The following is a 25,415-nucleotide window of genomic DNA, read 5'->3' on the forward strand; positions in this document are numbered from 1 at the left end:
TTATCTCTCTGTTTCGCTGCGTATATTGGCCAATTCACGGGCCATGGCAACAAAGCCGGAAATCGGAACGGTCTCCGCGCGCCGCGTCGCATCGACGCCGGCAGCTGCGGCGAGCCGCGCGGGATCGGCGCCGAGCGCCTTCAGGCTTTGCCGCAGCATCTTGCGGCGCTGGCCGAAGGCGGCGGCCGCGACCTGTTCGAGCAGCTTGCGATCGCAGGCGAGAGGCGTTTCGCGCGGGATCAGTCGCACAACGGAAGACGTAACCTTCGGCGGCGGCACGAAGGCGGACGGCGCGATGTCGAACAGGATCTTGGTCTCGCAGCGCCAATTGGCGAGCACGCCGAGTCGGCCGAAGGCCTCTTCGTCCTCGCGCGCCACGATGCGCTCGCCGACCTCGCGCTGGAACATCAGGACCATCATTTCGTACCAGGGCGGCCAGGGTTCGGTGGTGAGCCAGCCGACGAGGAGGTGGGTCGCGATGTTGTAGGGCAGGTTGGCGACGATTTTTGCTCTTTCGCCTGATAGCAGCGGGCGCGGGTCGAAGGTCATGGCGTCGCCATGGACGATCTCGAGACGGCCGGGATAGCGCGCAGCAATATCCTGCAAGGCAGGGATCGCGCGCTCGTCATGCTCGATGGCGATGACGCGTCTGGCGCCGAGCGCGAGCAGGGCGCGCGTCAGCCCGCCCGGGCCGGGGCCGATCTCGATGATGGTGGAATCCTCGAGTGGAGCCGCCGCACGCGCGATGCGCGCGGTGAGATTGAGGTCGAGGAGGAAGTTCTGGCCGAGCGATTTGCGCGCCGACAAGGCGTGCTGGCGAATGACCTCGCGAAGCGGCGGGAGGTCATCGATCGTGCTCATCGGGTTTTCGCAGCCGCCATCCGGCTCGCAAGCCTCAACGCAGCGATCAGGCTTGCCGGATTGGCCTTGCCGGTGCCGGCGATGTCGAAGGCGGTGCCGTGGTCGGGCGAGGTGCGGATGAAGGGCAGTCCGAGCGTGACGTTGACCGCGTCATCGAAGGCCACAGTCTTGATCGGGATCAGCGCCTGGTCGTGGTACATGCAGACGGCGCAGTCATAGCTGTTTCGCGCGGCTTCGTGGAACATGGTGTCGGCGGGGAGCGGTCCCTTCGCCTCGATACCGTCGCCCCGCAACGTCTTGATCGCCGGCGCGATCACGGTCTGCTCCTCGTGGCCGAGCGAGCCGTCCTCGCCCGCGTGCGGATTGAGGCCGGAAATCGCGATGCGCGGATTCGCGATGCCGAAGCGGGATTTGAGTTCGGTCGCGACGATGCGCACGGTCGAGACGATCAGCTCGCTGGTGAGCTGGGCCAGTGCATCGCGCAAGGAGACGTGGATGGTCACGGGCACTACGGCGAGCCGCGGCGACCACAGCATCATCACCGGCTGCGGCGTGGGGCCGTCTTCCGCGGCGAGCTCTGCGAGGAATTCGGTATGGCCGGGATGGCGGAAGCCGGCACGATAGAGCACGCTCTTGGCAATCGGATTGGTGACAACGGCGCCGGCGCGGCCCTCGCGGACATCCGTGACCGCCTGGCGGATCGAGGCGAGCGCGGCCGGCGCGCTCGATGCGTCGGGCTTGCCGGGCGCGGCGCTCGCGGGCTCGCCGGACGCAACCACGGGCAGGGCCTCGGGGAAGGCGGCCTCGGCCTCGCCGGTGGTCACCGAAGCGATCCTGACGGCAGCGCCGAGCGCCTTGGCGCGGCGGGCGATCAGCGCCTCGTCGCCGAGCAGATAGAAGGCGGGCAGGTCCAGTTCGCGGCGCTTGAGCCAGGCTGCGATGGTGATGTCGGGGCCGATGCCGGCAGGCTCTCCCAGCGTCAGGGCGAGGGGCTTGGCAGGCTGCTTGGCCATCAGCGGTTGCGATACTCGATCATCGCCGCCTTGCGGAGCTCCTCGAGATAGGTCTTCTGGGTCTTCTCGTACTTCTCCTGATACATCTTCTCGCGGACCTCGCGCTTCTTCGGCGTGTCGATCATGGTCGGCTTGCGCGAGCACAGCACCACCATCTCGATGCCTGCCTTGGTCGTCTCGGGCGCGGTCAGGTGGCCGATCGGCGTGTCGTCGAGCACCTTACGCAGCGCCTCGGGTAATTCAGCGGTGGTCTTGGTGACGACGTCGCGGATGGTGGCGTTCGGCGTGGAGCGGAACAGCGAATTGGCTTCTTCGCAGCTTCCGACGCGCGAGCGATACTGCTCGGCTTCCTTATGCCGTGTCTCCAGGAACGCCGGCGACGAGCCCCGTGGCACGATCAGCACGATCGGCTGCATCTTGTATTCGGTGCCCTCGATCTGCAGCTTGTCGCCGGTCTGGGCCTGCACGGCCTGCGCGACGTCCTTCTCGCCGACCAGCAGCTTCTCCTTGAAGCGGCCGCGCACGAGGCTGGTCCAGACCATCTCGGCCTTCATGCGGCTCTTCAGGGTTTCGGGGCGGACGCCCTTGACCTCGAGCGACTTGGTGAGCTGGTCCGGCGAGATGCGCATGCGCTGCGCCATGCCCTCGTAGGACTGGTTGATGTCGGAGACGCCGGGGTCGACACCATATTTCTTGCCTTCCTTCATCTTCACCCGGTCGTCGATCAGCTCGTTGATGACGTCCTGGCGGGCCGGTGTCTTCTGCGTCGTCAGCTGGTCGAGCTTGGAGCGCTGCTCGATGTCGAAGTCGGTGATGGGATCGCCGTTGACCATCAAGACGATGTTCTGCGCACGCAACGGCGCGCCGGCCAGCAGCAGGGCGGCGAGGATGAGGAAGAGGCGGAAGACAGGCAATGGGATCGTCATATTTGTCGCTCGCATGTCAGCCGAGGTGAACCTGCGATCGGGAACACGCGGCCGGCACCTTCAAACCGTTCACTGGAGTCCGCCGCCGGAACTGCTGGTGGTCGCTGTGTTCGCCAGCGTGCGCAGGCCGATCTGGAACATGATCGCGTGGTTCAGCACGGGCGGGGTCGAGCCTGCGGAATAGCTATACGCAGTTACATAGTTCAAGCCGAGCACAAAACAATCGTCGACGTAGCCGGCACCGAGCACATACTGGTTGATCTTGTTGGCCTCAAGGTCCCAGCGCGCCGAGCCCGTGACCACCCAATTGGCCGCGAGCTTGATCGAGCCTGACGTCAGGATGCCCTCGCGGCGGGTTAGATAGCCGAGTTCCGGCTGCGCCGCGTAATTGCCGTACAGCATGCTGACTGACCAGCGGTTGAAGTTGGCGCGGCCTTCCGCCTCGAAGCGCTGCACGTTCCAGGTCTGCTCGTCCATGCGCGAGCGAACGCTGAACGTATAGGTGCTGTTGGGCGAATAGGCGGCGCTCGCCACATAGTCGGAGCGCGGCCTTTGCAGGCCGGAATCCACGCCGGTATTGATGGAGTCCTGGACCGCGAAGGAGTTCATGCCGAACAGCTGGTAGGACTGGCCGAACAGCGTCTTGATGGCTCCGCCCCTGTCGAACTGCGTGGTGGACTGCACGCCGACATTGGCGCGGCCGCCGCCCTCGACACGGTCGTAGCCGGAGAACTTGTCGACGCTGAACAGGTTCGAGGCGTCGAACACCATGCTCTGCGCGTCCTCGTTGGGGAGCTTGCCGGCATAGGTCTCGTTCGGCCGGATGATGATCTGCGCGATCGGCTCGATGGTGGTCGAACCCCAGGGCTGAACGTTGATGAAGGGGTAGCGGTATTCGAGGCCCACGGTCGGCATCAGGCGGAGCGCCTGGGTATCGCCGACGGGCAAATAGTTCGACACGCCCGGCTGGTTGGAGACCGAGGAGTTGATCGCGTCGGCGCGGAGAATGGCGAACGGCGTCCAGATTTCACCGAACGGATCGGTGAAGGACTTGCGCCACTGCGCTTCCGCCGTCAGGCGGGTGTAGGTACCCGGGAAGCCGCGCAGCAGGCACTGCGACGGCGTACGCGCGAGCGGATCGGCCGACACCGTCGTGCACAGGCTGTTGGTGTTGGCGAGCGTCGTGATCGGATCGAACACCGCGGTGTCACGCGACAGGTTCACGAAATTGGTCTTGTAGCTGAACTCGCCGCCGAAGACTGGATAGTTCAGCACGTTCGAGTAGTCGATCACGGGGTAGACGACCGGCACCTGGTTCTGGTTGCCCGAGTAACTCAGCCAGTACATCGTGCGCGCGTCGAAGAAGCTGCGATTGCCGACACCGGTCAGGTAAAGCTGCGAGAGTGCATCCGTCGGCAGATACAGGAACGAGCCCAGCGGATCGCGATATTGCGACAACCGATAGTCCGAGAAGAAATAATAGTCGGACATCAGGACACCGTCCCAACCCCAGACCCATTTGTCGTTCAGCGCGAACTGACCCTTGGTGTCGACGGCGCCGCGGAACTGCTTGTCGCCGGGCTGGCCAGCGAGCGCGCTCCGATCGAGCTGGTCGATGCCGTAGACGCGGATCTGATAGGCGCCGTCCATCAGGCGCTGGCGAAATTCGGCCTGGAACAGCACGCCCTGCCTGGACGTGATGCGCGGGTTGAAGGTGGCGTCCATGTCGGGCGCGATCGCCCAGTAGAACGGAACCTCGACGCCGTAGCCGAACGGCGTATTCGACGTGAAGCCCGGCATCAGGAAGCCGGTCTTGCGCTTCACGGTCGGGTCGGGCGTCGAGAAATAGGGCATATAGGCGATCGGCACGCCGAAGAATTCGAGCTGCGCCGTCTCGAAATACAGCATCTTCTCCTGCTGGTCGTGGATGATGCGCGCACCCTTGACCTGCCAGAGCGGCGGCTTCTTCGGATCGTCCTTGCACGGCGCGCAAGCCGTGTAGACGCCGTTCTCGAACACCGTGTAGTTGCCGCTGGAGCGATCGGAGCGGCTCGCCGCCATGCGGGTCTGGTCGGCCGTATCAACGCGCAGCGAATCGACGAAGCCGTCACGGTAGTCGTCGGACAGGTCCAGGATCTCGGCATAGGTGATCTTGCCGTCGGCATCCGTCATACGGATGTTGCCTTCGGCATGGAGCCGCTTGGTCTTCTGGTCGTAGATGACCTTGTCGGCCTCGACGCTGGTGCCGTTGTAGAACAGCTGGACGTTACCGACCGCGGAGACGCGCGAATTGTTGTAGTCGTAATCGACCTCGGTCGCCTGAACCAGCATCTGGTTGTCGTTGACGGCCTTCGGCGGCTTCGCACGCGGCGGCAGCGGATTGTAGGTGAAGCTCTGGGCGGATGCCGGCGCGGCAACGTCCATCACGCCACCGAGCGATGCCACGGCGGCGACAGCAAGCAGGAATCTGCGAATGGACAAGCCACACCCGTTCGCGCGCACCAATGTGCGCCGCGTCAAACGAGACACGGGCCCTCGGTGGACGGCCGTCACTATCCGTCCTCCTGATACAGCAAGGCCAAAAAGCCGGTGAGGCCGCCCACCACCACGGGCAACCACGCCGCAGCGATCGGATGCATCAACTCAGCCTTGCTCAAATCTTCAGTCACTTTCGACAGAACGTAGAGCAGAAAGCCTGCGCCCACGCCACTCAAAACCATCTTCTGCACGCCGCCCATCCGGAAGAAGCGCAACGACACGGAGGCCGCGAGCATCACCATGGCTGCAAGCAAAAACGGCTGTGCCAGAAGCTTCTGATACTGGAGTCGGTATCCGGCTGTCGCGAAGCCCGAGCTTTCGGATGAGCGGATGTAGCTCGGTAGTTGCCAAAAGGACACAGTCTCGGGTGTGGAAAAGCTGTTGCGGACCTGGGCCTCGGTCAGCGTGGTCGGAATCTCCAGGCTGGCCTGATCGACCGGCGGCGAATCCAGCGAGAAGCGGCGGACGCCCTTGAACAGCCAACGGCCGGCCTCGAGCGTCGCCTCGCGCGCCTCGACCCGTTCCTTGAAGTGCTGCTCTGTGTCAAACCGGAACAGCGTGAGTCCGGTGAGCCGGATACCCTGCTGCTCGCTGCGCGCCGCATTGATGATCGTCTCGCCGTCGCTGGTCTTCTGGTTGAGCCAGAAGCCGGAGGCGTCCTGAATGCCGCCGCCGGGCGCCGAGCCGAACAGCTCGGCTTCCATGCGCTTGGACAGCTCGCGCAGATTGGCCGACATCGGATTGTAGGCGACGGTGGCGATCACGCCGATCAGGAGCGCGCTGCCGAGCGCCGGCGAGATGAATTGCCATGCGGAGACGCCGGCGGCGCGCGCGACGACGAGCTCGAGCCGGCGGGAGAGGGCGAGATAGCAGGTCATGGCGCCGATCAGCATGCAGAACGGCGTCAGCTTCTCCAAAAGCTGCGGCACGCGGAACAGCGAGGTCTCGGCCACCATGACTGCGGAGGCGGATGCGAGCCCTGAGGTCTTGCGCACCATCTCGATGTAATCGACCAGCACCAGCAGCAGGAAAATGCCGGCGAACACGCCGAGCGCCGCGACCACGAAACGGCCGGCGAAATAGCGCCCGAGTGTGTTGGTGAGCATGCTCATGCGGTGGCCGGCCGTCCGAACAGCCGCGCGATGCGCGCGTTCGACCTGTTGATGGCCTCCATGAGGCGCGGCGGCGGTTCGACCACAAGGCCGCCAATGATGATCGCCAGCCCGACGCCGATGGCACCAATGACCATGGCATATTGGACCAGCACCGCGCCCGGCGATTTCACCGCCATCACCGAGCAGGCGAAGCCGGCCATGCGCAGGCCGAACACGGCAAGGATCGAGGAGCCGATCGAGAAATTGCGGCTCTGGCGCGTGGTGCGAGGCGCACCCAGAAACGCAAAGGTCAGCACGGCAAAGGCGAAGGGATAGATCGGCGCCAGCAGGCTGTCATGCAGGGCCGAGCGGAACTGGCCGGGAATCTGCTTGTAGACGGGATCGTCCTCGGACGGCGAGAGCAACTCCCAGAGATAACGCTCGCGGATGCCGAGGGTGACGTCGCGGCCCTGGCCCGAGAACTTGGACATGTCGAAGCCGTAGCGGCCGAACGCCACCAGCGCGGGATCGCGCTTGCCGGCCTCGAAACGCTGGAGATTGCCGGTCTCCAGCACCAGGAACGATCCGGTCTCGTTCTTCACGACTTCGCCGTGCTCGGCGACGATCGAGACCCGCTCGTTCGGATCGCGGCGGTCGTCGATGAAGATGCCGGCGAGGATGCCGCCGGGCTGGCGTTCGCGAATCCGGATCGTCAGGTTCTTGTCGAGCTGGGCGAAGCGGCCGGGCTGCAGGATGTTGGTGAGCACGTCGGCGGTGATCTCGGCGTCCCACTGCTTGATCCGCCGCATGCCGTCGGGAGCGAGATAGGCCGCGATGAAGGCGACCAGCAGCGCCACCACGCAGGTGGCGTAGAAGAACGGATAGAACAGCCGGAATGGCGAGAAGCCGGCGGCATTCATCACGATGATCTCGGAATCGGTCGCGAGCTTGTTCAGCGTATGCGAGATCGCGATCATCAGCGCGATCGGCGAGATGATCAGGACCAGCGCGGGCACGACGAGGCTGGTGATCCCGAGGAAGGTCAGGATGGTCTGACCCTGGCTCGTCATCAGGTCGATGCCGCGCAACGCTTGCGTAATCCAGATCACGCCCGTGAGGCTGACCAGGACCAGCGCAAACGACGCGAGCGTCGTGCGGAAGATATACCTATCGATTGACCCCATGCGCTACCGCACGAATCCCACCAAGTCCCCAATGCCGGCCGGAATTCCGGCTGTCCAACCAATCCCCGCAAGGGGATCCCCAAGGTCGGCCAACCATCTCATCCGCCGGCTTACTCTCTCAGTACCATCCCTTTGATCCGTCAACAAAATGGCTGCCCCGTGGCACCCTCAATATATGGTTAATATTTCCCTCGTTGTGGCCCCTCGGCCACGGGGGGTGCTTGGCATCTGCCGGGCCGGTGGCCCATAGTGCGGGACGCTCAGTGAATCGCCGTTCAGCTCCGGCCCGTGGCCGGGACCGCCGATCGGTAAAAAGCGCAATGTTTTTGAGGAGTTACTCATGTCCGATGCCATTAAGGTCGGCTTCGTTCCATTGTCTGCCGCCGCCCGTGGCATCATGGTCGTGTTCTGCGACGACAGCCTGAAGCTCGGCCCGGCGACCGCCAAGGCGCTCGGCGGGGCCACCGAACTCGTGAAGCGGGCGGCCACCGCCGCCGCCTTCAAGGGCAAAAGCGGCGCGGCGCTCGACATCCTTGCGCCCGAAGGCGTGAAGGCCACCCGCCTGATCGTGATCGGCGCCGGCAAGGCGACCGGTCTGAAGGCGAACGACTTCCTCAAATTCGGCGGCGTGGCGGCGAGCAAGCTTCCGGCCGGGGCGGCGGCCATGACTATCATGGCGGAACTTCCAAACGGCGCCATGACCAGCGAGCAGGCGGTCGCGATCGCCTCGGGCCTGCGGCTGCGCACCTACAAGTTCGACCGTTACAAGACCAGGAAGAAGGATGGCGAGGAGGGCGGCACGCGCGCCGACGTCTCGTTTGCGGTCGGCGACGTGGTCGCCGCGAAGAAGGCGTTTACATCGGCGGCTGCGATCGTGGACGGCGTGATCATTGCGCGCGACCTCGTCAACGAGCCGCCGAACGTGCTTTTTCCCGAGGAGTTCGCGCGCCGCGCAGGCCTGCTCCGCAAGCTCGGCGTCAAGATCGAGGTCCTCGACGTCAAGGCCATGGACAAGCTCGGCATGGGCGCTCTGCTCGGCGTCGGCCAGGGCTCGGCGCGGCCGAGCCGCACCGTGATCATGCGTTGGGACGGCGGCAAGAAAGGTGAGGCGCCGGTTGCCTTCGTCGGCAAGGGCGTCTGCTTCGACACCGGCGGCATTTCGATCAAGCCGGCCGGCAGCATGGAGGACATGAAGGGCGACATGGGAGGGGCTGCCTGCGTCGTCGGCCTGATGCATGCGCTCGCGGCACGCAAGGCCAAGGTCAACGTCGTCGGCGCCATCGGCCTCGTCGAGAACATGCCGGACGGCAACGCGCAGCGCCCAGGCGACATCGTCACCTCGATGTCGGGCCAGACCATCGAGATCATCAACACCGACGCGGAAGGCCGCCTGGTGCTTGCCGATGTGCTCTGGTACGTCGCCAAGAAAACCAAGCCGAAATTCATGGTGGATCTGGCGACGTTGACCGGCGCCATCGTGGTCGCGCTCGGCACCGAGCATGCCGGCATGTTCTCCAACAATGACGAGCTTGCCGAGCGGCTGCTGGCGGCCGGCATCGAGAGCGGCGAGAAGGTCTGGCGCCTGCCGCTTGGCCCCGAATACGACAAGCTGATCGATTCCCAGTTCGCCGACATGAAGAACACCGGCGGCCGCCATGGCGGCTCGATCACCGCGGCACAGTTCCTCCAGCGCTTCGTGGACGGCACGCCCTGGGCGCATCTAGACATCGCTGGGACCGCCATGGGCGCGCCGAAGACCGACATCAATCAGAGCTGGGGAAGCGGTTACGGAGTTCGCTTGCTCGACCGTCTGGTCGCCGACCATTACGAGCGCAAATGACCCGAGATGACTGAAGTCCTTTTCTACCATCTGCAAAACATGACGGTGGAGAACGTGTTGCCGCCGCTTCTCGAGAAATCGCTCGAGCGCGGCTGGCGCGTCGTGGTGCAGTCGAATTCGCCGGAGCGCGCCGATGCGCTCGACGCTCATTTGTGGACCTATCGCGACGATTCCTTCCTGCCGCACGCGACATGGCGGGTGAGCGACGCCGCCGATCAGCCGATCGTGCTGGCGGTCGAGGAGGACAATCCGAACGGTGCCAATGTCCGCTTCCTCGTCGACAACGCCGCGGTGCCGCAGGACGCGCAGGCCTATGAGCGCATGGTGCTGCTGTTCGACGGCGACGATCCGGACGCGCTTGCGTTCGCCCGCAGCGCCTGGACGGATTGCAAGGCGCGGGGATTTGATGTCACTTATTGGCAGGCTGACGAGCGGGGCCGGTGGCAGAAGCGGAATTAGCGGTCGCTCGCAATTAATGATAATTTGCACTTTTCGGGTGATGATGGCTTTTGTCACCTTCGTGCCGCAAAGTGATGTTGCTACAATTGCTTAGGGCCGATCCTTCACTCGGGGATTTTAGTTTATCGTGCGACATCAAAAGCTTCCCAGCTCGCTCATAATTGCGTTGGCGGCCGTAGCCCCGCTGGTTGCGGGCTGTTCGGGCGGGACCGATCTGTTGTCCAGGGATGCCCAGTGGTTCAACACGCCCAGCCGCCTGTTCATCAAAAGCATCTCGATTGAGTCGCCGCCGCTGACCCCCGACAAGCCGGTTGGGGCCGAGGATCTGGTCAGCGCCGACGGGGCTTGTGCCGGCATGGCGCCGCCGCCCGGGCCGGCTGATGCGAATGCGTCGACGACCGCGCCGGCTCCCATGGGCGGCACCGTCGCGCTCGGCCACACCGAATGCGATGTGGTGCGCGGCATCGGCGCGCCCTCGAGCGTCAACCTCTCCGGTGATGCCGCCGGCAGGCGCGTTGCGGTCGTGACCTGGACGACCGGTCCGCGCGCTGGCATCTATACCTTCACGGCCGGTCGCCTGTCCTCGATCGAGGGCACGCCGGAGGCGCCGGTCATGCCGAAGGCGACCAAGCCGAAGCCGAAGAAGAAGTCGGCGTAACACGGGTCGACCTTTTGGCCTGAAGCTGGTTGCGGCTGTCGATGCGATCAGCCGCGCACTCCTATCCCCATCATCAAGCGGCTTTGCATTCCTTGATCGCGGTGGCCGAGGCGTGAACCGTGATCTCTCCCGTTCGCGCTCGCCGGCGATCTTGTTCGCGAGTTTCGACATCGCGGATGCCGACCTTCGCCCAAAGTGCCTTCATTGCCTCGAGCTGCGTTCTTCCGCGCGCGTTGAAAATCACGGGGGCGTTACGCGTGATCCGTGATCAGGCGGTTCGTGATGAGCAAGCCTTCGCATCCGCTGTCGGAAACTGCCCCGAAGCAAAACTGGAGGAAATCTCCAGAATAATCACGCGCGTCTCAAGCAACGGTTCAAGAATGTCATGTGCGCGAATGCTACGCGTCGAAGGGAGGGGCTAGGTCGGAAGGATCATTTGGATGTCCATTACCTCTGTGTTTTCCCCGGTTACGGGGCAACTCATCATTTTCGGCGACAGCGCGAATAACGGCCTCGTGATAAGTCGCGACAAGTCCGGCGGCATCCTGGTTGATAACGGGCACGTGAAAACGGTTGGTGGCGAACCCACGGTCGACAACACCACCGCGATCGACATCTTCGGTCAAGGCGGTGACGACACGATCACCGTCGACGAATGCCACGGACCGATGCCGGCGGTGCACATCTTCGGCGGCGACGGCAATGACAGGATCACGGGCGGCTCGGGAGCCGACCTCCTGTTTGGTCAGGCCGGCAACGATTTGATCAAGGGCGGCGGCGGCAACGATCTGCTGTTCGGCGGAGCGGGTAACGACGTCCTGGACGGCGGCAGCGGCGACAACCAGCTGTTCGGCGAGGCCGGCGACGACGTCATGACCTGGAATCCCGGCGGCGGCACCAACCTGTTCGAAGGTGGTGAGGGCAACGATACGGCTCAGGTCAACGGAAACAACGCCGCCGAGACGTTCACAATCACGGCGAACGGCACCCGCGTGCGGCTCGACGGGACGGGCGCGGCGCCGTTTTCGCTCGACATCGGCACGACTGAAAATCTCGTCTTGCACAGCGGCGGCGGCGACGATGTCATCACCGCGGGCAATGGGCTCGGCAGCCTGATCTCGCTGACGCTCGATGGCGGCGCCGGCAACGACCGGATCATCGGCGGCGACGGCAACGACCTCATCATCGGCGGCAGCGGCGACGACATCGTCAATGGCGGACGCGGCAACGACGTCGCCCAGCTCGGGAGTGGCGACGACACTTTCATCTGGAATCCCGGTGACGGCAGCGACACGGTCGAGGGCGGCTCGGGCAGCGACAAGCTGCTTTTCAATGGCGCTAACATCAACGAGACCATCAACATCTCGGCCAATGGCGGCCGGGTGCGCTTCACCCGCGATGTCGCCAACATCACGATGGATCTCAACAGCGTCGAGCAGATCGAATTCGATGCGCGTGGCGGCGCCGACAACATCACCGTCGGCGACCTCACCCGGACCGGCGTCAAGCAGGTGCTGGTTGATCTCGGAGCCGTTCCGGGAGGGACGCAAGGCGACGGCGCTGCTGATACGGTGACCGTCAACGGCAGCAACGGCAATCAGCACATCGAGGTCACAGCCGCGGGCACAACGGTCACGGTCACGGGGCTGCCGGAGGTCGTGACGATCGCAAATGCAGAGGCCGGCAACGACCGGCTGGTCGTGCAGGCGCTCGGCGGTAACGACGTGATCGATGCATCCACGCTCGGCGCGGCGATCGGGCTGACCATCGACGGCGGTGCGGGCAACGACACCATCACCGGCAGCCAGGGAGCCGACACCCTGATCGGCGGCGACGGCAACGACAAGGTCATCGGCGGCCGCGGCAATGACGTCGCGCTTCTCGGCGCAGGCGACGACATCTTCACGTGGAATCCCGGTGACGGCAGCGACACTGTCGAAGGCGGCACGGGAACCGATACGCTGGTGTTCAACGGCGCCAATGTGGCCGAGACCATGTCGATCTCGGCGAACGGAAGCCGTGCGCTACTCACCCGTGACGTCGGTGCTATCGTCATGGACCTCGCCGGCGTCGAGCACGTGCAGATCGCGGCGGCAGGCGGCGCCGACAACATCACCGTCAACGATCTGACCGGGACAGGAATCACGCAGGTTGCCATCGACCTCAGTGCCGGCCCCGGCAGCCAGAGCGGCGATGCCGCGGCGGACCGCGTGACCGCGAACGGCACGACCGGTGACGACAACATATCGGTCGTGACCGCCGGCGGATCGATCGTGGTCAACGGCCTCGCTGCGCAGGTGACGATTGCGCATGCGGACGCCGGTGATGTGCTCGGCATCAACGGCGGCCAAGGCAATGATGTCATCGATGCGTCTTCCATCAAGGCGGGACAGTTGTTCAGCCTCAACATCAATGGCGGCGACGGCAACGACACCATCACAGGCAGTGCCGGCAATGACATTGTGAACGGCGGACGCGGCAACGATTTCGCCAATCTCGGTGCGGGCGACGACACCTTCGTCTGGAACCCCGGCGACGGCAGCGATACCGTCGAAGGCGGGAAGGGCACCGACACTCTGGCATTCAACGGCGCCAATATCAGCGAGAACATCAACATCTCGGCCAATGGCGGCCAGGTGCTGTTCACGCGAGATGTTGCCGCCATTGCGGTGGACCTGAACGGGGTCGAACATGTCGACTTCAATGCTCTCGGCGGTGCCGACAACATTACGGTCGGTGACCTCTCCGGCACCGGCGTCAGCCAGGTCGACCTCGATCTCGGCGCCAATGACGGCGCCGCGGATACCGTGACCATCAACGCAACCGACGGCAACGACGTCATCACGGTGACCGAGCACGACGGCATCATCACGGTGTCGGGGCTTGGCCAGGACATCAACATTACCGACGCCGGCGCGGGCGACAGGATCGTCATCAACGGTCTCGATGGCGACGACGTCATCACGGCCTCCGGTCTGCACGGCGGCATCCAGCTCGTTGCCAATGGCGGCAACGGCGACGACGTGCTGATCGGCAGCCCCGGCAACGACACGCTGGCAGGTGGTGCCGGTGATGACGTGCTGATCGGCGGCGGGGGCCTCGACGTCCTCGACGGCGGCACCGGCAACAACGTCGTCATCCAGGGCGGTGCGTTCGCGGCCGCGATGCTGCTCAACCAGGCCATGGCGGCCAGCTTCGTCCCGGCAGGTGAGGGGAACGGCGAGATGCCGCTGCCCGATCCGCACGCGATGCAGAACCAGGTGCTCGCACCGCCGCAGCACGCCTGAAGCCAACTGCATCGGCCCGGAGAACGCTCATGACGACGAACGCGGTCTCCACCGATACGGGGCTCGATGCATTGCTGACACTGCTGCATCTGCAAGGTGTTGCGGCCGATCGCGAGCAGCTCAGGCACCGGCTGGGCGCGGCAAGCTTCGGCGCAGCGGATATCGTCCGCTGCGCCAGGTCTCTCGGACTTAAAGCGCGAACCTATCGAACGCAGTGGAGCCGTCTGTCGGACACCCCGCTGCCTGCGATCGCAATGCTGCGGGACGGCGGCTTCATGGTCATCGCAAAGGCCTCCGCCGATAAGGTGCTGGTGCAGTCCCCGGAGGCGCAGCGTCCGGTACTGATGGATCGCGACGAGCTGTGCGCGATCTGGGACGGCGGTTTGATCCTGATGGTTCGGCGCGCCGGCCTGTCCGACCTCGGGCGGCACTTCGATATCACCTGGTTCATCGGCGCGATCGGCAAATACCGGCGGCTGCTGGGCGAGGTGCTGGCGGCTTCGTTCTTCCTCCAGCTTTTTGCGCTGGTCTCGCCGTTGTTCTTCCAGGTCGTGATCGACAAGGTGCTGGTGCACCGCTCGCTGTCCACGCTCGACGTCCTCGTCATTGGCCTCGTCGTCGTCTCCCTGTTCGACACCGTGCTCGGGATCCTGCGCAATTACCTGTTTGCGCACACCACCAACCGCATTGACGTCGAGCTCGGGGCACGCCTGTTCCACCACCTGCTGGCGCTGCCGATGGCGTGGTTTCAGGCCAGGCGCGTCGGAGATTCCGTGGCCCGGGTCCGTGAGCTCGAGAACATCCGCAATTTCATCACCAGCTCGTCGCTGACGCTTCTCATCGACCTGGTCTTCACCTCGGTGTTCCTGGCGGTGATGTTCGCCTATTCGGCGCAGATGAGCTTCATCGTGCTGGCATCGTTCCCGTTCTACATCGCGATCTCGGCCGTGGCGACGCCGCTGTTTCGCCGCAGGCTGGACGAGAAATTCCGCCGCGGCGCCGAGAACCAGGCCTTCCTGGTCGAGAGCGTCAGCGGCATCGAAACGCTGAAGGCGATGGCGGTCGAGCCGCAGATGCAGCGCCGCTGGGAAGAGCAGCTCGCAGGCTATGTCTCCGCGAGCTTCGGTGTCACCAGCCTCGGCAACACGGCTAGCCAGCTGGTGCAGCTCGTCAGCAAGGTCGTCACCGCCGCCATTCTCTATGTCGGCGCCAGACTGGTGATCGGTGACGCATTGACCGTCGGCGAGCTCGTTGCCTTCAACATCTTCGCAGGGCGGGTGTCGGCCCCGGTGCTGCGGCTCGCGCAGGTCTGGCAGGATTTTCATCAGGCGCGACTGTCGATCGCCCGGCTCGGCGACATCCTCAACAGCGCGGCGGAGCCTGCTTACTCCGCGGCCCGCGCGGGGCTGCCGCCGATCCGGGGCAACATCCGCTTCGAGCACGTCTCTTTCCGCTACCGGCCCGATGGGCCGGAGATCCTGCACGATGTCTCATTCGACATTCCAGCCGGACAAACCGTCGGCATCGTCGGATCGTCCGGTTCGGGCAAAAGCACCTTCGCCAAGCTGGTGCAGCGGCTCTATGTACCGCAAGGCGGCCGCGTGCTGGTCGACGGAATGGATCTGATGACGACCGACCCGGCCGGACTCCGTCGGCAGATCGGAATCGTGCTCCAGGACAACATGCTGTTCAACCGGTCGGTGCGCGACAACATCGCGCTGGCCGATCCAAGCCTGCCGATGGATCGCATCATCGATGCGGCGAAGCTGGCGGGCGCGCATGATTTCATTCTGGAGCTCCCCGAGGGCTACGATACGGTGGTCGGCGAGCGCGGCTCGACGCTCTCGGGCGGGCAGCGCCAGCGCATCGCGATTGCCCGCGCACTGGTGGGCAATCCCCGGATCCTGATCTTCGACGAAGCCACCAGCGCGCTCGACTATGAAAGCGAGCGGATCATCCATGACAACATGAAGGAGATCGCGAAAGGCCGCACCGTCCTGATCATCGCGCACCGTCTGTCCACCGTCCGCGGCGCCGATCGCATCTTCACCCTGGAACGCGGCCGTCTGGTCGAGGACGGCACGCATGATGCGCTGATCAAGACCGGCGGCCGCTATGCCGCCCTGCATCGTCTCCAGGGAGGCATTTATGAGGTCGGCTAACACTGTGCCGGCCGCTCGTCCGGAGCAGACCGTGATCCCGTTCCGGAATGGAAAGGGCCGGCGCGCCGAGGAAGTCGCCTTCCTGCCGGCGGCGCTGGAAATCACGGAAACACCGCCATCGCCGATCGGCCGCGCCATCGCCCTGGCCCTCATGCTGCTTGTCTGCGCGGCGCTGGCCTGGTCGGCTTGGGGCACGATCGACATCGTGACCTCCGCAACCGGCAAGGTCGTGTCGAGCGGGCGAAGCAAGGTGATCCAGCCGTTCGAGACCGGCGTGGTGCGCGCCATTCACGTGCAGGACGGGCAATCGGTCAAGGCGGGCGACCTGCTGATCGAGCTCGATCCGACGGTGAACGCCGCAGAGCGCGATCGTCTGCATGACGATCTCATGGCCGAGCGGCTCAACGTCGCGCGCCTCCGCGCCGCATTGGCGGGCGGCGAAGGGGTATCCGCTGATCTCGTCGTACCAGAGGATGCCGATCCCATGCTGGTTGCGACGCAACGGCAGCTCCTCGCCAATCAGGTCAGCGAGAACAGGGCCAAGCTCGCGGCGCTGGCACGTCAGGAAGCGCAGAAGGAGGCCGAACATCAGACGATTGCGGCGACGATTCACAAGCTTGATGCGTTGCTGCCGATCACCCAGCAGCGTGTCGAGATCCGCAAGACGCTGATGGAGAAGGAGATCGGCTCGAAGCTGACCTACTATGAGACCCTCCAGCTCCAGATCGAGCAGCAGGAGGAGCTTCGCGTCCAGAGCAGCCGCTTGAAGGAGGCCGAGGCGGCCGTCGCCGCGATCCGGGAGACCCGCATCCAAGCCCTGGCCGAGTACAGGAAGAGTCTCTCCGACGAGCTGGCTAAGAGCGAACAGAAAGCCAATGGCGTCGCACGCGATCTGATCAAGGCGCAGCAGAGGACGAGGCTTCAGCAACTGACGTCGCCGGTCGACGGCGTCGTGCAGCAGCTTGCGGTCCACACCGTGGGCGGCGTCGTCACGCCCGCGCAGTCGCTGCTGGTAATCGTGCCGACCGATACGCGGCTCGAGATCGAGGCGATGATCTCCAATCGCGATATCGGATTTGTCGAGGCCGGGCAGGGTGCTGCCATCAAAATCGACACTTTCAATTTCACCCGCTACGGGCTTCTCGCAGGCCAGGTCGTGAGCGTCTCGCAGGACGCCATCATCCGCGACCGGCCGCAGGAGCGCGGGAGCGACCGTCCGCTCGCGACACAACGCGACAGCAGCGAGCCCAGCGGGCAGGAGTTGAGCTACAGCGCCCGCATCTCGCTCGATCGCACCCAGATGCAGGTGGACGACCGCCTCGTCAGCCTGTCGCCGGGAATGGCGGTGACCGTCGAGATCAGGACCGGTTCGCGCACCATCCTGAGCTACCTGCTATCGCCGCTGCAGCGCTACCGGCACGAGATCATGCGCGAGCGCTAGTTCCCGCATGATGCCGACGAAGCTTCGCGAGACGCGCTGAGAACCAATCGGGCTTTTCGGCAGCTACACCATGCCGCGGGCGCGCCACTCCTGATGAAGTCATTTTGGTGTGGCCCCGCAGCCCGGAATGCGTACATAGGAGCAAGCAAAAAATTTGGAGGAAAGCATGCGGCTCATTGCCCTCGTATCGGCTCTGGTCCTGCCGTTTGGCGCGGCGCTCGCCCAGGACTATCCGATCAGGCCCGTCACCATGCTGGTGCCGTTCGCCGCCGGCGGACCTACGGACACGATTGCTCGCCTGACCGCGGCCGGCATGGCGAAATCGCTTGGCCAACAGGTCGTCGTCGAGAACGCGCCTGGCGCCGGTGGTACCATCGCCACGACCCGCGCCTCGCGAGCCCAGCCCGACGGATACACGCTGCTGATCCATCATGTCGGCCTCTCGACGGCCGCCACACTGTACCGCAACCTCAGCTATGACACGAAGACGGCCTTTGCGCCGATCGGGCTTGTGACCAATGCGCCGATGACCATCATCGCGCGTCCGGATTTTCCGGCCGACACGCTGAAGGAATTGGTCGCCTACGCCCAACAGCAGGGCGACAAGTTGACCTATGCCAATGCCGGACTCGGCGCGGCGTCGCATCTCTGCGGCATGCTGTTCATGACAGCGATCCAGAAGCAGCTCACCGCGGTGCCCTACAAGGGCAACGGCCCCATCATGAACGACCTTCTCGGCCGGCAGATCGATCTTACCTGCGACCAGGCGACGAATACCACCGGCCCGATCATGTCGAAGCAGGTCAAGGCCTATGCGATCACCACCAAGGAGCGGCTGAAGAGCCTGCCCGATCTGCCGACGGCCGACGAGGCCGGTCTCAAAGGGTTCGAACTTGGCGTCTGGCACGGCATCTATGCCCCCAAGGGCACACCGCCGGCGGTCGTTCAGAAGCTGACCGCGGCGCTCCAGTCCGCCCTTAGGGATTCCACGCTGATCGCCCGGTTCAACGACATCAATACCGAGCCGGTCCCGCAGGAGAAGGCGACGCCGGAGGCGCTGGCCGCGATGCTAGCGAGCGAAGTCGACCGCTGGGCTCCGATGATCAAGGCAGCCGGCCAATTCGCGGACTGAGCCATTCCTGCTCAATTCGTCCCGACATCGCTGCGTGAGCGGGCTAAGTCACCACGGTAAAGAACAGTCCATTCAATAGCCAATCACCGGGTAGCAAAATACCGGTACTGTGCATGGGGTTGTTTTTGCGATTTTAATGTCGGGCCGGTCGCGGAGGCGTCAGCCCGCCGCCTCGTCGAACTGCGTGCTCGCCTCTAGCCACTGCTCCTCGGCGCGCGCCAGCGCGTCGGCCGCATTGGCACGTGCCTTCGACAGTTGCGCGGCCTGCTTGGGGTCGCGGGTGAAGATGTCGGGCAGGGCCAGCGCAGTGTCGATCTTGCTGATGATCGCGCTGACGCGGGCGATCTCGGTCTCAGCTTCCGCGATACGTTTCTTCAGCGAGCCGCGATTGTCCGATCTCGGACGCTGCGGCTTCTCGCTCGGCGCGTTGCGCTCTCGCGGGGCGGGCTCGCCATTGCGCGCGGACAGCACCAGGCGGCGATATTCGTCGAGGTCGCCGTCGTAATTAGTCACGGTGCGGTCGGCGACGATCCAGAGTTGATCGGCGCAGGACTCGATCAGATAGCGATCATGCGAAACCATGATGACGGCGCCGGGGAATTCGTTAATGGCTTCCGCAAGCGCGGCGCGGCTGTCGATGTCGAGATGGTTGGTCGGCTCGTCCAGGATGATCATGTTGGGGCCGAAGAAGGTCGCCAGTCCCAGCAGGAGCCGCGCCTTCTCGCCGCCCGACAATTTTCCGACCTTGGTATCGGCCGCCTTGCCGGAAAAGCCGATCGCACCGGCGCGGGCGCGTACTTTGGCTTCGGGCGCCTCGCCCATAAGCTTGCGGACGTGGTCGTAGGTCGAGGCATCCTCGTTCAATTCGTCGAGCTGGTGCTGGGCGAAATAGGCAATCGAGAGCTTGTCGGCGCGGGTCACCTTGCCCGAGAACGGCGCGAGGCGGCCGGCGAGCAGCTTCACGAGAGTCGACTTGCCGTTACCGTTCGAACCAAGGAGCGCGATGCGGTCGTCATTGTCGACGCGCAAGGTGACGCGGTTCAGCACGGGCGAGTTCGGATCGTAGCCGACCACGACGTTGTCGGCGGCGATGATCGGCGGCGACAGGATTTTCTCGGGCGCGGGAAAGCTGATCTCGCGTACGTCCTGGGTGACCAGCGCCGTGATCGGCTTCAGCCGCTCCAGCATTTTCACACGGGACTGCGCCTGGCGGGCTTTCGAGGCCTTGGCCTTGAAACGGTCGACGAAGGCTTGCAGGCGGGCGCGTTCGGCTTCCTGGCGCTTGACCGCTTTGGCATCGAGCATCTCGCGCATGGCGCGCTGCTCCTCGAAGGAGGAGTAGGTGCCCTTGTAAAGGGTGAGCTTGCTGCGATCCAGATGCAGGATCTGGTCGACCGAGCTTTCCAGCAGATCGCGATCATGGCTGATCACGATAACGGTGCGCGGATAATGCGCGAGGTGATCCTCGAGCCACAGCGTGCCTTCGAGGTCGAGATAGTTGGTGGGCTCGTCGAGCAGCAACAGGTCGGGAGCCGCAAACAGCGTTGCGGCGAGCGCAACGCGCATGCGCCAGCCGCCGGAGAATTCGGCGCAGGGGCGGAGCTGGTCGGCGGCGGAGAAGCCGAGACCGGAAAGGATGGCTGCGGCGCGGCTCGGCGCCGAATGCGCGTCGATGTCGACCAGCCGGGTCTGGATCTCGGCGATCTGGTGCGGGTCGGTCGCGCTCTCGGCCTCGGTGAGCAGTGCGTCGCGTTCGAGGTCGGCCTTGAGCACGACCGAGATCAGGCTCTCGGGGCCGTTCGGCGCTTCCTGCGCCAGGCTGCCGACGCGCCAGCGGGGCGGCAGGCTCACCGTGCCGTGCTCAGCGGCGAACTCGCCGCGGATCACCTTGAACAGGGTCGATTTGCCGGTGCCGTTGCGACCGACCATGCCCACGCGGGATCCGGGCGTGATCTGCACGGAACTCTGGTCAATCAGAAGGCGTCCGGCGAGGCGGATGGAGAGGTCGGTGATGGAGAGCATGCGGCCTTGTCACCGCACCCGCGATCAAACGCAACCCGTTTTTCTGTGTTTGCAAGCCGGTGCTTGTCAACTCAGTGCGAATCGCGCTCGCGCTGCTTCAGCTCATTGAGGAGTTGCTCGAGGTGCGTCGGCAGCCTGGCTTCGGGCCGCAGGCTCTGCTGGAGCCGTTCGCCCACCGCATCGCGGATCGAGCGGCTGGTGCGCCGGTCGATTTGCTCGCTATCGTCGGCGAAAAGGCTAACCATCGCAGAGTTCCGTGTTCTCAAAGAAGCGACACGGTACCAAGTCCTTGGCCCCCAAATGGTTTCGCCACTCGCGGCGATTGCGCGGCATTCTAGCAAAAATTGTGTGAAGCCGCGCAATATCCTCTCCGAATACAAAGCCCCGGCGCTGGGGGACGCCGGGGCTTCGACTGGAAGGTACCTTGGGGGCTCAGGTATCTTTGGAAAGGTGCTGTCGGGCTCAGTAGCAGCGGTTGATCATCCGCCAGCGGGGTCCCCAGGGAGTCGGGACCAGCCGGCGCACATAGCAGCCGCCATAGCCGTAGGAGACGGGAGCATAGAAGCGCGGTCCACCCCAGCCGTGGCCGTTGTGCCAGCCACCGCCGCCGTGCCAGCCGCCGCCGCCACCATGCCAGTGCGCGGAGGCGGAGGTCGGCGCCAGCGCGGCACCAAGCGCAACCGCGGCGACGGCGGCGAGGGAAAGTTTCCTCAACATGGTGATCTCCTCAAATCTGTTGGCGCGGGGCTATCGCGTCGATGGAAAGGCCGCCGAAACGGTCTGCCTCTGAAAGAGGCTTTGGTTTCGATGGACCTGAGATTATCCGGGCGAGGCTGAACCAAACCCTGACGAGGCCTTCAGATTGAGTTCATTTGGGTGAAATCATTGTAATCCACGTTGGAATTCCAAGCCTGAGAGGGGGACCCACCACGCGTCCGCAATGGATGGGAAGGAGACCACGCTGAAGCTAAGCTTCGCGTCTGCCTTGAGTGCTACGGTCATATAGAGTCTGCCATGGTCGATCCTCAGTCACACCAGGAAGGGGCCTTCGCGTGATCACCGTTTGGGGCGGACAGACCTCGCGATCGATCCGGGTCGTATGGGTGCTGGAGGAGATGGGCCTTCCCTACCGCGTGCGGCAGGTGGACATGCTGGCCGCCAAGCAGGACCCCGAGTTCCTGGCGGTCAACCCCGCTGACTACATCCCGGCGATCCAGGACGGCGACGTCGTCATGGTCGAGTCGATCGCGATCATGGAGTACCTGATGGCCCGCTACGGGCCGACGCCGCTGGCGCCCGCGCCGCAGGATCCCACGTTCCCCGCCTACCAGCAATTTCTGCATCTGGGCGAAGCCGGTCTCGCGACCCTGATGATGCCCGTCGTCGTCAGCCGCTTCATCGCGCCCGACGCCGAACGGGAGAACTGGGGCGCGACCTGGTGCCTGCAGTCGTTCCAGAAGCGGCTAAAGCTTGTCAGCCAACGGCTTGCCGACTCGTCCTACCTTGCCGGCGAGGCTTTCACAGCAGCCGACATCTCGGTGACCTACGCCCTGAACCTGGGCCAACGGAACTGCGGGATCACCCTCGGCGACGCCGAACAGGCCTATCTCGCCCGCACCACCGGCCGCGACGCCTACAAGCGTGCCATGGAGCGTTCGCACGAAGGGGTGAACACCTGATTCCCGTTTCGTCCGCCAATCGAGACACGAGAGGTCAGCACTCAACGTCATGGGGTCGAAAGCGGCCCTAAGCCCGACGCCGACCTTCGCCCAGATCGCCGCCATCTACAAGTATCGGTTCAGGTGAACACTCGCCCTCGGCCTGCGGCGAAGCGCCCGCGAGCCCGTTTGGGCGGTCGCTTGCCGTATCGCGAAGGCGCCGATATAAGCCCGGCAACTCCGAACCACTGTTTCTCTTCAAGGACAACATCATGGCCATCGAACGCACCTTCTCGATCATCAAGCCCGACGCCACCGCGCGCAATCTCACCGGTGCGGTTAACGCCGTGATCGAGAAGGCGGGCCTGCGCATCGTCGCGCAGAAGCGTATCCGCATGACCAAGGAACAGGCCGAGACCTTCTATGCGGTCCACAAGGCGCGCCCCTTCTTCGGTGAGCTCGTGGAGTTCATGACGTCGGGCCCCGTGGTCGTCCAGGTGCTGGAAGGCGAGGGTGCCGTCGCCAAGTATCGCGACGTGATGGGCGCGACCGATCCGTCCAAGGCGGCTGACGGCACCATCCGCAAGCTCTACGCAAAGTCGATCGGCGAGAACTCCGCGCACGGCTCGGATGCGCCGGAGACCGCCGCGATCGAGATCGCGCAGTTCTTCTCGGGCAACGAGATCGTCGGCTGATCCGTCAGCCGATAAGGTAACGAGACGCGGCGAAAGGACGTAGTGTGAACTGGCTCTGGCAGATCTTCGATCCCGCTACGATCGGGGCATTCTTCACCCAGTTCCGCGTTGAGATGGCCGAACCGACCTTTTGGGTCGCGGTCGGCAAGATCATCTGGATCAACATCCTCTTGTCCGGCGACAATGCGCTGGTGATCGCGCTTGCCTGTCGCGGCCTCAAGCCGCGGCATCGGCTGTGGGGCATGATCCTCGGTGCGGGCGCCGCGGTGCTGCTGCGGATCATCTTCACGGGCATCGTCGCGAGCCTGATGGAGTTGCCGTACCTCAAGCTGGTGGGCGGCCTCGCGCTGATCGTGATTGCGGCCAAGCTGCTGGTGCCGGAGCAAGAGGACGAGGACGGCGTCGAGTCGGCGTCGCATCTGTGGCAGGCCGTGCAGATCGTCGTCGTTGCCGACATCGTCATGAGCCTGGACAACGTCATTGCGGTGGCCGCGGCCGCCAATGGCAGCGTGCCCTTGCTGGTGCTCGGTCTTGCCATCAGCGTGCCCTTGATCGTCGCCGGCGCGGCGCTGATCATGGCGCTGCTCGCAAAGCTGCCGGTTCTGGTGTGGGCCGGCGCGGCGCTGCTCGGCTGGATCGCGGGCGAAGTGATCGCGACCGATCCCGGCATCGCGCCGAGGCTGCATGCGCTGTTCGACGGTCCGTTCGGCGCTTCGCTCGACAACATGCTCGGCGCCTTGCGCATCCCGCCGCAATTCGCCCATGGCGGCGGAGGCGGCGAATATCTCTGCGCAGCTCTCGGCGTCGTTGTCGTGCTGGTCGTCGGCTCCATCTGGCGCCGCCGCAGCATGAGCGCGGCCGCGCTGGAGTCCTCCGAACGCCACGTCAAGGCCTCGGCGGAGTAGATCTATCTTTTGAGCATGATCTCTTGGGAAAAGCGCTAGCGTCGGACGATCGAGCCGGCGCGGTTGATCAGGCGGGCGAGCGCGCGGAAGCGGCTGCCGACTCGATCCGCGACGAGATCGCCGAGGCGGTGCTCGAACACCAGCAACAGCTTGCGGCCCATGCTGCGGAAATGCGTCGCGGGCAAGACGCCCGGACGCGCCGCCGAGATCAGATGTGCGACGCGGAAGGCCGCGCCCAGCAGGCGGGCGCGTTCGAGCTGCGCCGGCGTCAGCAGCTCCTGCATGGCGACCGGCGGCTGGTTCTCCTCGCTGAGGCCCGCATAGCGATAGAACACGGACAACCCGACGAAGGCGCGCTCGGTGTGGGTGATCGCGCCGAAATTACCGTTGACGACGAGGCTCAGCGTCTGCTCGCCGCGATGGTCGGGATGCACGCGCCACCCGATGTCGGACAGCAGGCACGCGGCGTGGCGCAGGCGGCGGTCTTCTTCGGTCTCGCGCAGCTTCACCACGCGCGCGAGGCGGTCGGTCCAGGCGATCAGCTCGCGGGCGTGCTTTGCCGAACGCGACAGCAGCTGGTTCAGCTCCTCGGCCGCGCAGATCAGTCCGTCCTTGTTGCGCTCGGACTCCGGCAGCTTCTCGTGCAGCAGGCCCTCGCGCACGCCGAAGGTCGAGAACACGATGGTCTTCGGCTTCGCCACCCGGATGATGTGCTCGAGCACCAGCGCCGCATAGGTGAGGAGCGGACGCCGGGCATCGGCGACGATCTCGATGTCGGCGAGCATGCCGGCGGCCGCAAGCCGGCGGAGACGACGCGAGAAATCGAGCGCCTCGGCCGCCGAAATCGAATAGCCGTGCATCACCTGCAGCGGATAGCCGCTCTGGATGATGTGGATGCGCGCAAGCGCGCGCCAGGTGCCGCCGACCGCGTAGAAGCTGCGGCTGCTCCCCGCCTTGAGCTGCGGCACCCCATCGAGCGCTTCGCGCACGATGCGGTCGGCGCGTTTCAGGGATTTATGCGCGAGGTCCTGCAGCGCGAGGCCGCCGAGCGGCAGCGTCACGCCGCTGCGCACGGTGTTTTTGCGCACGTCGATCAGTTCGAGCGAGCCGCCGCCGAGGTCGCCGACGATGCCGTCAGGATGATGGATGCCGGAGATCACGCCAAGCGCCGACAGCCGCGCCTCGCGCGGGCCCGACAGGATCTCGATCTTCACCGCGCAGATGCGCTCGGCTTTCGCGATGAAGTCGGCGCCGTTGGAGGCATCGCGGCAGGCGGCGGTCGCAATCGCAAACACCCGCCCGACCTGCATGACCCGGCACAGCGCACGGAAGCGCTTGAGCGAGGTCAGCGCCTTGTCGACGGCGTCGGGCGCAAGCAGTCCCGTGCTCTGCACTTCGCGCCCGAGGCCGCACAGCGTCTTCTCGTTGAAGATGGGAATGAGGCTCCGCGTCAGTCCCTCGTAGACGACGAGACGGACCGAGTTGGAGCCGATGTCGATGACCGCGACGCTCGAGCCGCGCTTGCGCGGCCGCTTCACGT

20 protein-coding genes are annotated in these 25,415 nt (G+C 64.8%); 10 read left to right on the forward strand and 10 right to left on the reverse strand.

Annotated features, from left to right (window positions below; genetic code table 11):
- The 6 genes from rsmA to lptF all read right to left on the reverse strand — a co-directional run bounded on the left by rsmA (position 1) and on the right by lptF (position 7,616).
- Entirely contained in the window at positions 1 to 861 is an 861-nt protein-coding gene (gene rsmA, locus ACFQX9_RS21650) for a 16S rRNA (adenine(1518)-N(6)/adenine(1519)-N(6))-dimethyltransferase RsmA (protein ID WP_018459098.1), read from the reverse strand.
- Positions 858 to 1,874 carry a 4-hydroxythreonine-4-phosphate dehydrogenase PdxA gene (gene pdxA / locus ACFQX9_RS21655; RefSeq protein ID WP_085352922.1) on the reverse strand — a complete coding sequence of 339 codons (1,017 nt, stop codon included), beginning with the start codon at positions 1,872 to 1,874 and terminating at the stop codon, positions 858 to 860. The genes rsmA and pdxA overlap by 4 nt, the downstream gene beginning before the upstream one ends.
- Positions 1,874 to 2,800, reverse strand: coding sequence for a SurA N- domain family protein (locus ACFQX9_RS21660; RefSeq protein ID WP_026233734.1), 927 nt, complete (start codon positions 2,798 to 2,800; stop codon positions 1,874 to 1,876). Before ACFQX9_RS21660 ends, pdxA begins: the two co-directional genes overlap by 1 nt.
- 69 nt (positions 2,801 to 2,869) lie before the next feature.
- On the reverse strand, positions 2,870 to 5,353 hold the full coding sequence (locus tag ACFQX9_RS21665) for an LPS-assembly protein LptD (RefSeq protein WP_377790411.1): 2,484 nt from the start codon (positions 5,351 to 5,353) through the stop codon (positions 2,870 to 2,872).
- On the reverse strand, positions 5,353 to 6,450 hold the full coding sequence (lptG, locus tag ACFQX9_RS21670; protein WP_018459094.1) for an LPS export ABC transporter permease LptG: 1,098 nt from the start codon (positions 6,448 to 6,450) through the stop codon (positions 5,353 to 5,355). The genes ACFQX9_RS21665 and lptG overlap by 1 nt, the downstream gene beginning before the upstream one ends.
- A complete protein-coding gene (gene lptF / locus ACFQX9_RS21675; protein WP_018459093.1) occupies positions 6,447 to 7,616 on the reverse strand; it encodes an LPS export ABC transporter permease LptF in 1,170 nt (389 codons plus the stop codon). Before lptF ends, lptG begins: the two co-directional genes overlap by 4 nt.
- A 340-nt stretch (positions 7,617 to 7,956) precedes the next feature.
- Between lptF and ACFQX9_RS21680 the strand changes: the two genes are divergently transcribed.
- The 7 genes from ACFQX9_RS21680 to ACFQX9_RS21710 all read left to right on the forward strand — a co-directional run bounded on the left by ACFQX9_RS21680 (position 7,957) and on the right by ACFQX9_RS21710 (position 18,595).
- Positions 7,957 to 9,456 (forward strand): leucyl aminopeptidase, encoded by a 1,500-nt coding sequence (locus tag ACFQX9_RS21680; RefSeq protein WP_085352926.1) that lies wholly within the window; start codon positions 7,957 to 7,959, stop codon positions 9,454 to 9,456.
- Between the two features lie 6 nt (positions 9,457 to 9,462).
- A complete protein-coding gene (locus ACFQX9_RS21685; RefSeq protein ID WP_018459091.1) occupies positions 9,463 to 9,915 on the forward strand; it encodes a DNA polymerase III subunit chi in 453 nt (150 codons plus the stop codon).
- 166 nt (positions 9,916 to 10,081) lie between these two features.
- Positions 10,082 to 10,573: a hypothetical protein gene (locus tag ACFQX9_RS21690; RefSeq protein ID WP_018459090.1), complete on the forward strand. Its 492-nt coding sequence runs from the start codon at positions 10,082 to 10,084 to the stop codon at positions 10,571 to 10,573.
- Between the two features lie 440 nt (positions 10,574 to 11,013).
- Complete coding sequence (locus tag ACFQX9_RS21695) at positions 11,014 to 13,860, forward strand: beta strand repeat-containing protein (RefSeq protein WP_377790414.1); 2,847 nt, start codon at positions 11,014 to 11,016, stop codon at positions 13,858 to 13,860.
- 29 nt (positions 13,861 to 13,889) lie between these two features.
- Positions 13,890 to 16,022 (forward strand): type I secretion system permease/ATPase, encoded by a 2,133-nt coding sequence (locus tag ACFQX9_RS21700; RefSeq protein ID WP_377790416.1) that lies wholly within the window; start codon positions 13,890 to 13,892, stop codon positions 16,020 to 16,022.
- On the forward strand, positions 16,009 to 17,463 hold the full coding sequence (locus tag ACFQX9_RS21705; protein ID WP_204511000.1) for an HlyD family type I secretion periplasmic adaptor subunit: 1,455 nt from the start codon (positions 16,009 to 16,011) through the stop codon (positions 17,461 to 17,463). The genes ACFQX9_RS21700 and ACFQX9_RS21705 overlap by 14 nt, the downstream gene beginning before the upstream one ends.
- A 166-nt stretch (positions 17,464 to 17,629) precedes the next feature.
- Positions 17,630 to 18,595, forward strand: a complete 966-nt coding sequence (locus ACFQX9_RS21710) for a tripartite tricarboxylate transporter substrate-binding protein (RefSeq protein WP_085352933.1) — start codon at positions 17,630 to 17,632, stop codon at positions 18,593 to 18,595.
- Between the two features lie 159 nt (positions 18,596 to 18,754).
- Here ACFQX9_RS21710 and ACFQX9_RS21715 read toward each other — a convergent pair whose 3' ends face one another.
- From ACFQX9_RS21715 to ACFQX9_RS21725, 3 genes are all read right to left on the reverse strand, one after another.
- Entirely contained in the window at positions 18,755 to 20,617 is a 1,863-nt protein-coding gene (locus ACFQX9_RS21715) for an ABC-F family ATP-binding cassette domain-containing protein (protein WP_085354380.1), read from the reverse strand.
- A 71-nt stretch (positions 20,618 to 20,688) separates the two neighbouring features.
- Positions 20,689 to 20,862, reverse strand: a complete 174-nt coding sequence (locus tag ACFQX9_RS21720) for a hypothetical protein (RefSeq protein WP_007609361.1) — start codon at positions 20,860 to 20,862, stop codon at positions 20,689 to 20,691.
- Positions 20,863 to 21,079: 217 nt separating this feature from the next.
- Entirely contained in the window at positions 21,080 to 21,334 is a 255-nt protein-coding gene (locus tag ACFQX9_RS21725) for a sulfur globule protein precursor (RefSeq protein WP_247368370.1), read from the reverse strand.
- 335 nt (positions 21,335 to 21,669) lie between these two features.
- Here ACFQX9_RS21725 and ACFQX9_RS21730 point away from each other — a divergent pair, with 335 nt between their 5' ends.
- From ACFQX9_RS21730 to ACFQX9_RS21740, 3 genes are all read left to right on the forward strand, one after another.
- Positions 21,670 to 22,296: a glutathione S-transferase family protein gene (locus ACFQX9_RS21730; RefSeq protein ID WP_085352938.1), complete on the forward strand. Its 627-nt coding sequence runs from the start codon at positions 21,670 to 21,672 to the stop codon at positions 22,294 to 22,296.
- A gap of 251 nt (positions 22,297 to 22,547) precedes the next feature.
- The gene (gene ndk, locus ACFQX9_RS21735) at positions 22,548 to 22,970 is read left to right on the forward strand and encodes a nucleoside-diphosphate kinase (RefSeq protein ID WP_018456271.1); all 423 of its coding nucleotides are present in this window, start codon (positions 22,548 to 22,550) and stop codon (positions 22,968 to 22,970) included.
- 44 nt (positions 22,971 to 23,014) lie between these two features.
- Entirely contained in the window at positions 23,015 to 23,875 is an 861-nt protein-coding gene (locus tag ACFQX9_RS21740) for a TerC family protein (protein WP_085352939.1), read from the forward strand.
- A gap of 35 nt (positions 23,876 to 23,910) precedes the next feature.
- Here ACFQX9_RS21740 and ppx read toward each other — a convergent pair whose 3' ends face one another.
- Positions 23,911 to 25,413 carry an exopolyphosphatase gene (ppx, locus tag ACFQX9_RS21745; RefSeq protein WP_085352941.1) on the reverse strand — a complete coding sequence of 501 codons (1,503 nt, stop codon included), beginning with the start codon at positions 25,411 to 25,413 and terminating at the stop codon, positions 23,911 to 23,913.
- Positions 25,414 to 25,415 lie beyond the last annotated feature (2 nt).

This window comes from Bradyrhizobium sp. GCM10028915 (assembly GCF_042666195.1).
GTDB classification, from domain to species: domain Bacteria; phylum Pseudomonadota; class Alphaproteobacteria; order Rhizobiales; family Xanthobacteraceae; genus Bradyrhizobium; species Bradyrhizobium canariense_D.

Excerpts from the sequence above, each read along its gene's own strand:
- lptF (WP_018459093.1), bottom strand. The coding sequence starts at position 7,616 with ATGGGGTCAATCGATAGGTATATCTTCCGCACGACGCTCGCGTCGTTT.
- ACFQX9_RS21720 (WP_007609361.1), bottom strand. The coding sequence starts at position 20,862 with ATGGTTAGCCTTTTCGCCGACGATAGCGAGCAAATCGACCGGCGCACC.
- ACFQX9_RS21710 (WP_085352933.1), top strand. The coding sequence starts at position 17,630 with ATGCGGCTCATTGCCCTCGTATCGGCTCTGGTCCTGCCGTTTGGCGCG.
- ACFQX9_RS21705 (WP_204511000.1), top strand. The coding sequence starts at position 16,009 with ATGAGGTCGGCTAACACTGTGCCGGCCGCTCGTCCGGAGCAGACCGTG.
- ACFQX9_RS21695 (WP_377790414.1), top strand. The coding sequence starts at position 11,014 with ATGTCCATTACCTCTGTGTTTTCCCCGGTTACGGGGCAACTCATCATT.
- ACFQX9_RS21725 (WP_247368370.1), bottom strand. The coding sequence starts at position 21,334 with ATGTTGAGGAAACTTTCCCTCGCCGCCGTCGCCGCGGTTGCGCTTGGT.
- lptG (WP_018459094.1), bottom strand. The coding sequence starts at position 6,450 with ATGAGCATGCTCACCAACACACTCGGGCGCTATTTCGCCGGCCGTTTC.
- ACFQX9_RS21715 (WP_085354380.1), bottom strand. The coding sequence starts at position 20,617 with ATGCTCTCCATCACCGACCTCTCCATCCGCCTCGCCGGACGCCTTCTG.
- ACFQX9_RS21685 (WP_018459091.1), top strand. The coding sequence starts at position 9,463 with ATGACTGAAGTCCTTTTCTACCATCTGCAAAACATGACGGTGGAGAAC.
- pdxA (WP_085352922.1), bottom strand. The coding sequence starts at position 1,874 with ATGGCCAAGCAGCCTGCCAAGCCCCTCGCCCTGACGCTGGGAGAGCCT.
- ACFQX9_RS21660 (WP_026233734.1), bottom strand. The coding sequence starts at position 2,800 with ATGACGATCCCATTGCCTGTCTTCCGCCTCTTCCTCATCCTCGCCGCC.
- ACFQX9_RS21680 (WP_085352926.1), top strand. The coding sequence starts at position 7,957 with ATGTCCGATGCCATTAAGGTCGGCTTCGTTCCATTGTCTGCCGCCGCC.
- rsmA (WP_018459098.1), bottom strand. The coding sequence starts at position 861 with ATGAGCACGATCGATGACCTCCCGCCGCTTCGCGAGGTCATTCGCCAG.
- ndk (WP_018456271.1), top strand. The coding sequence starts at position 22,548 with ATGGCCATCGAACGCACCTTCTCGATCATCAAGCCCGACGCCACCGCG.
- ACFQX9_RS21700 (WP_377790416.1), top strand. The coding sequence starts at position 13,890 with ATGACGACGAACGCGGTCTCCACCGATACGGGGCTCGATGCATTGCTG.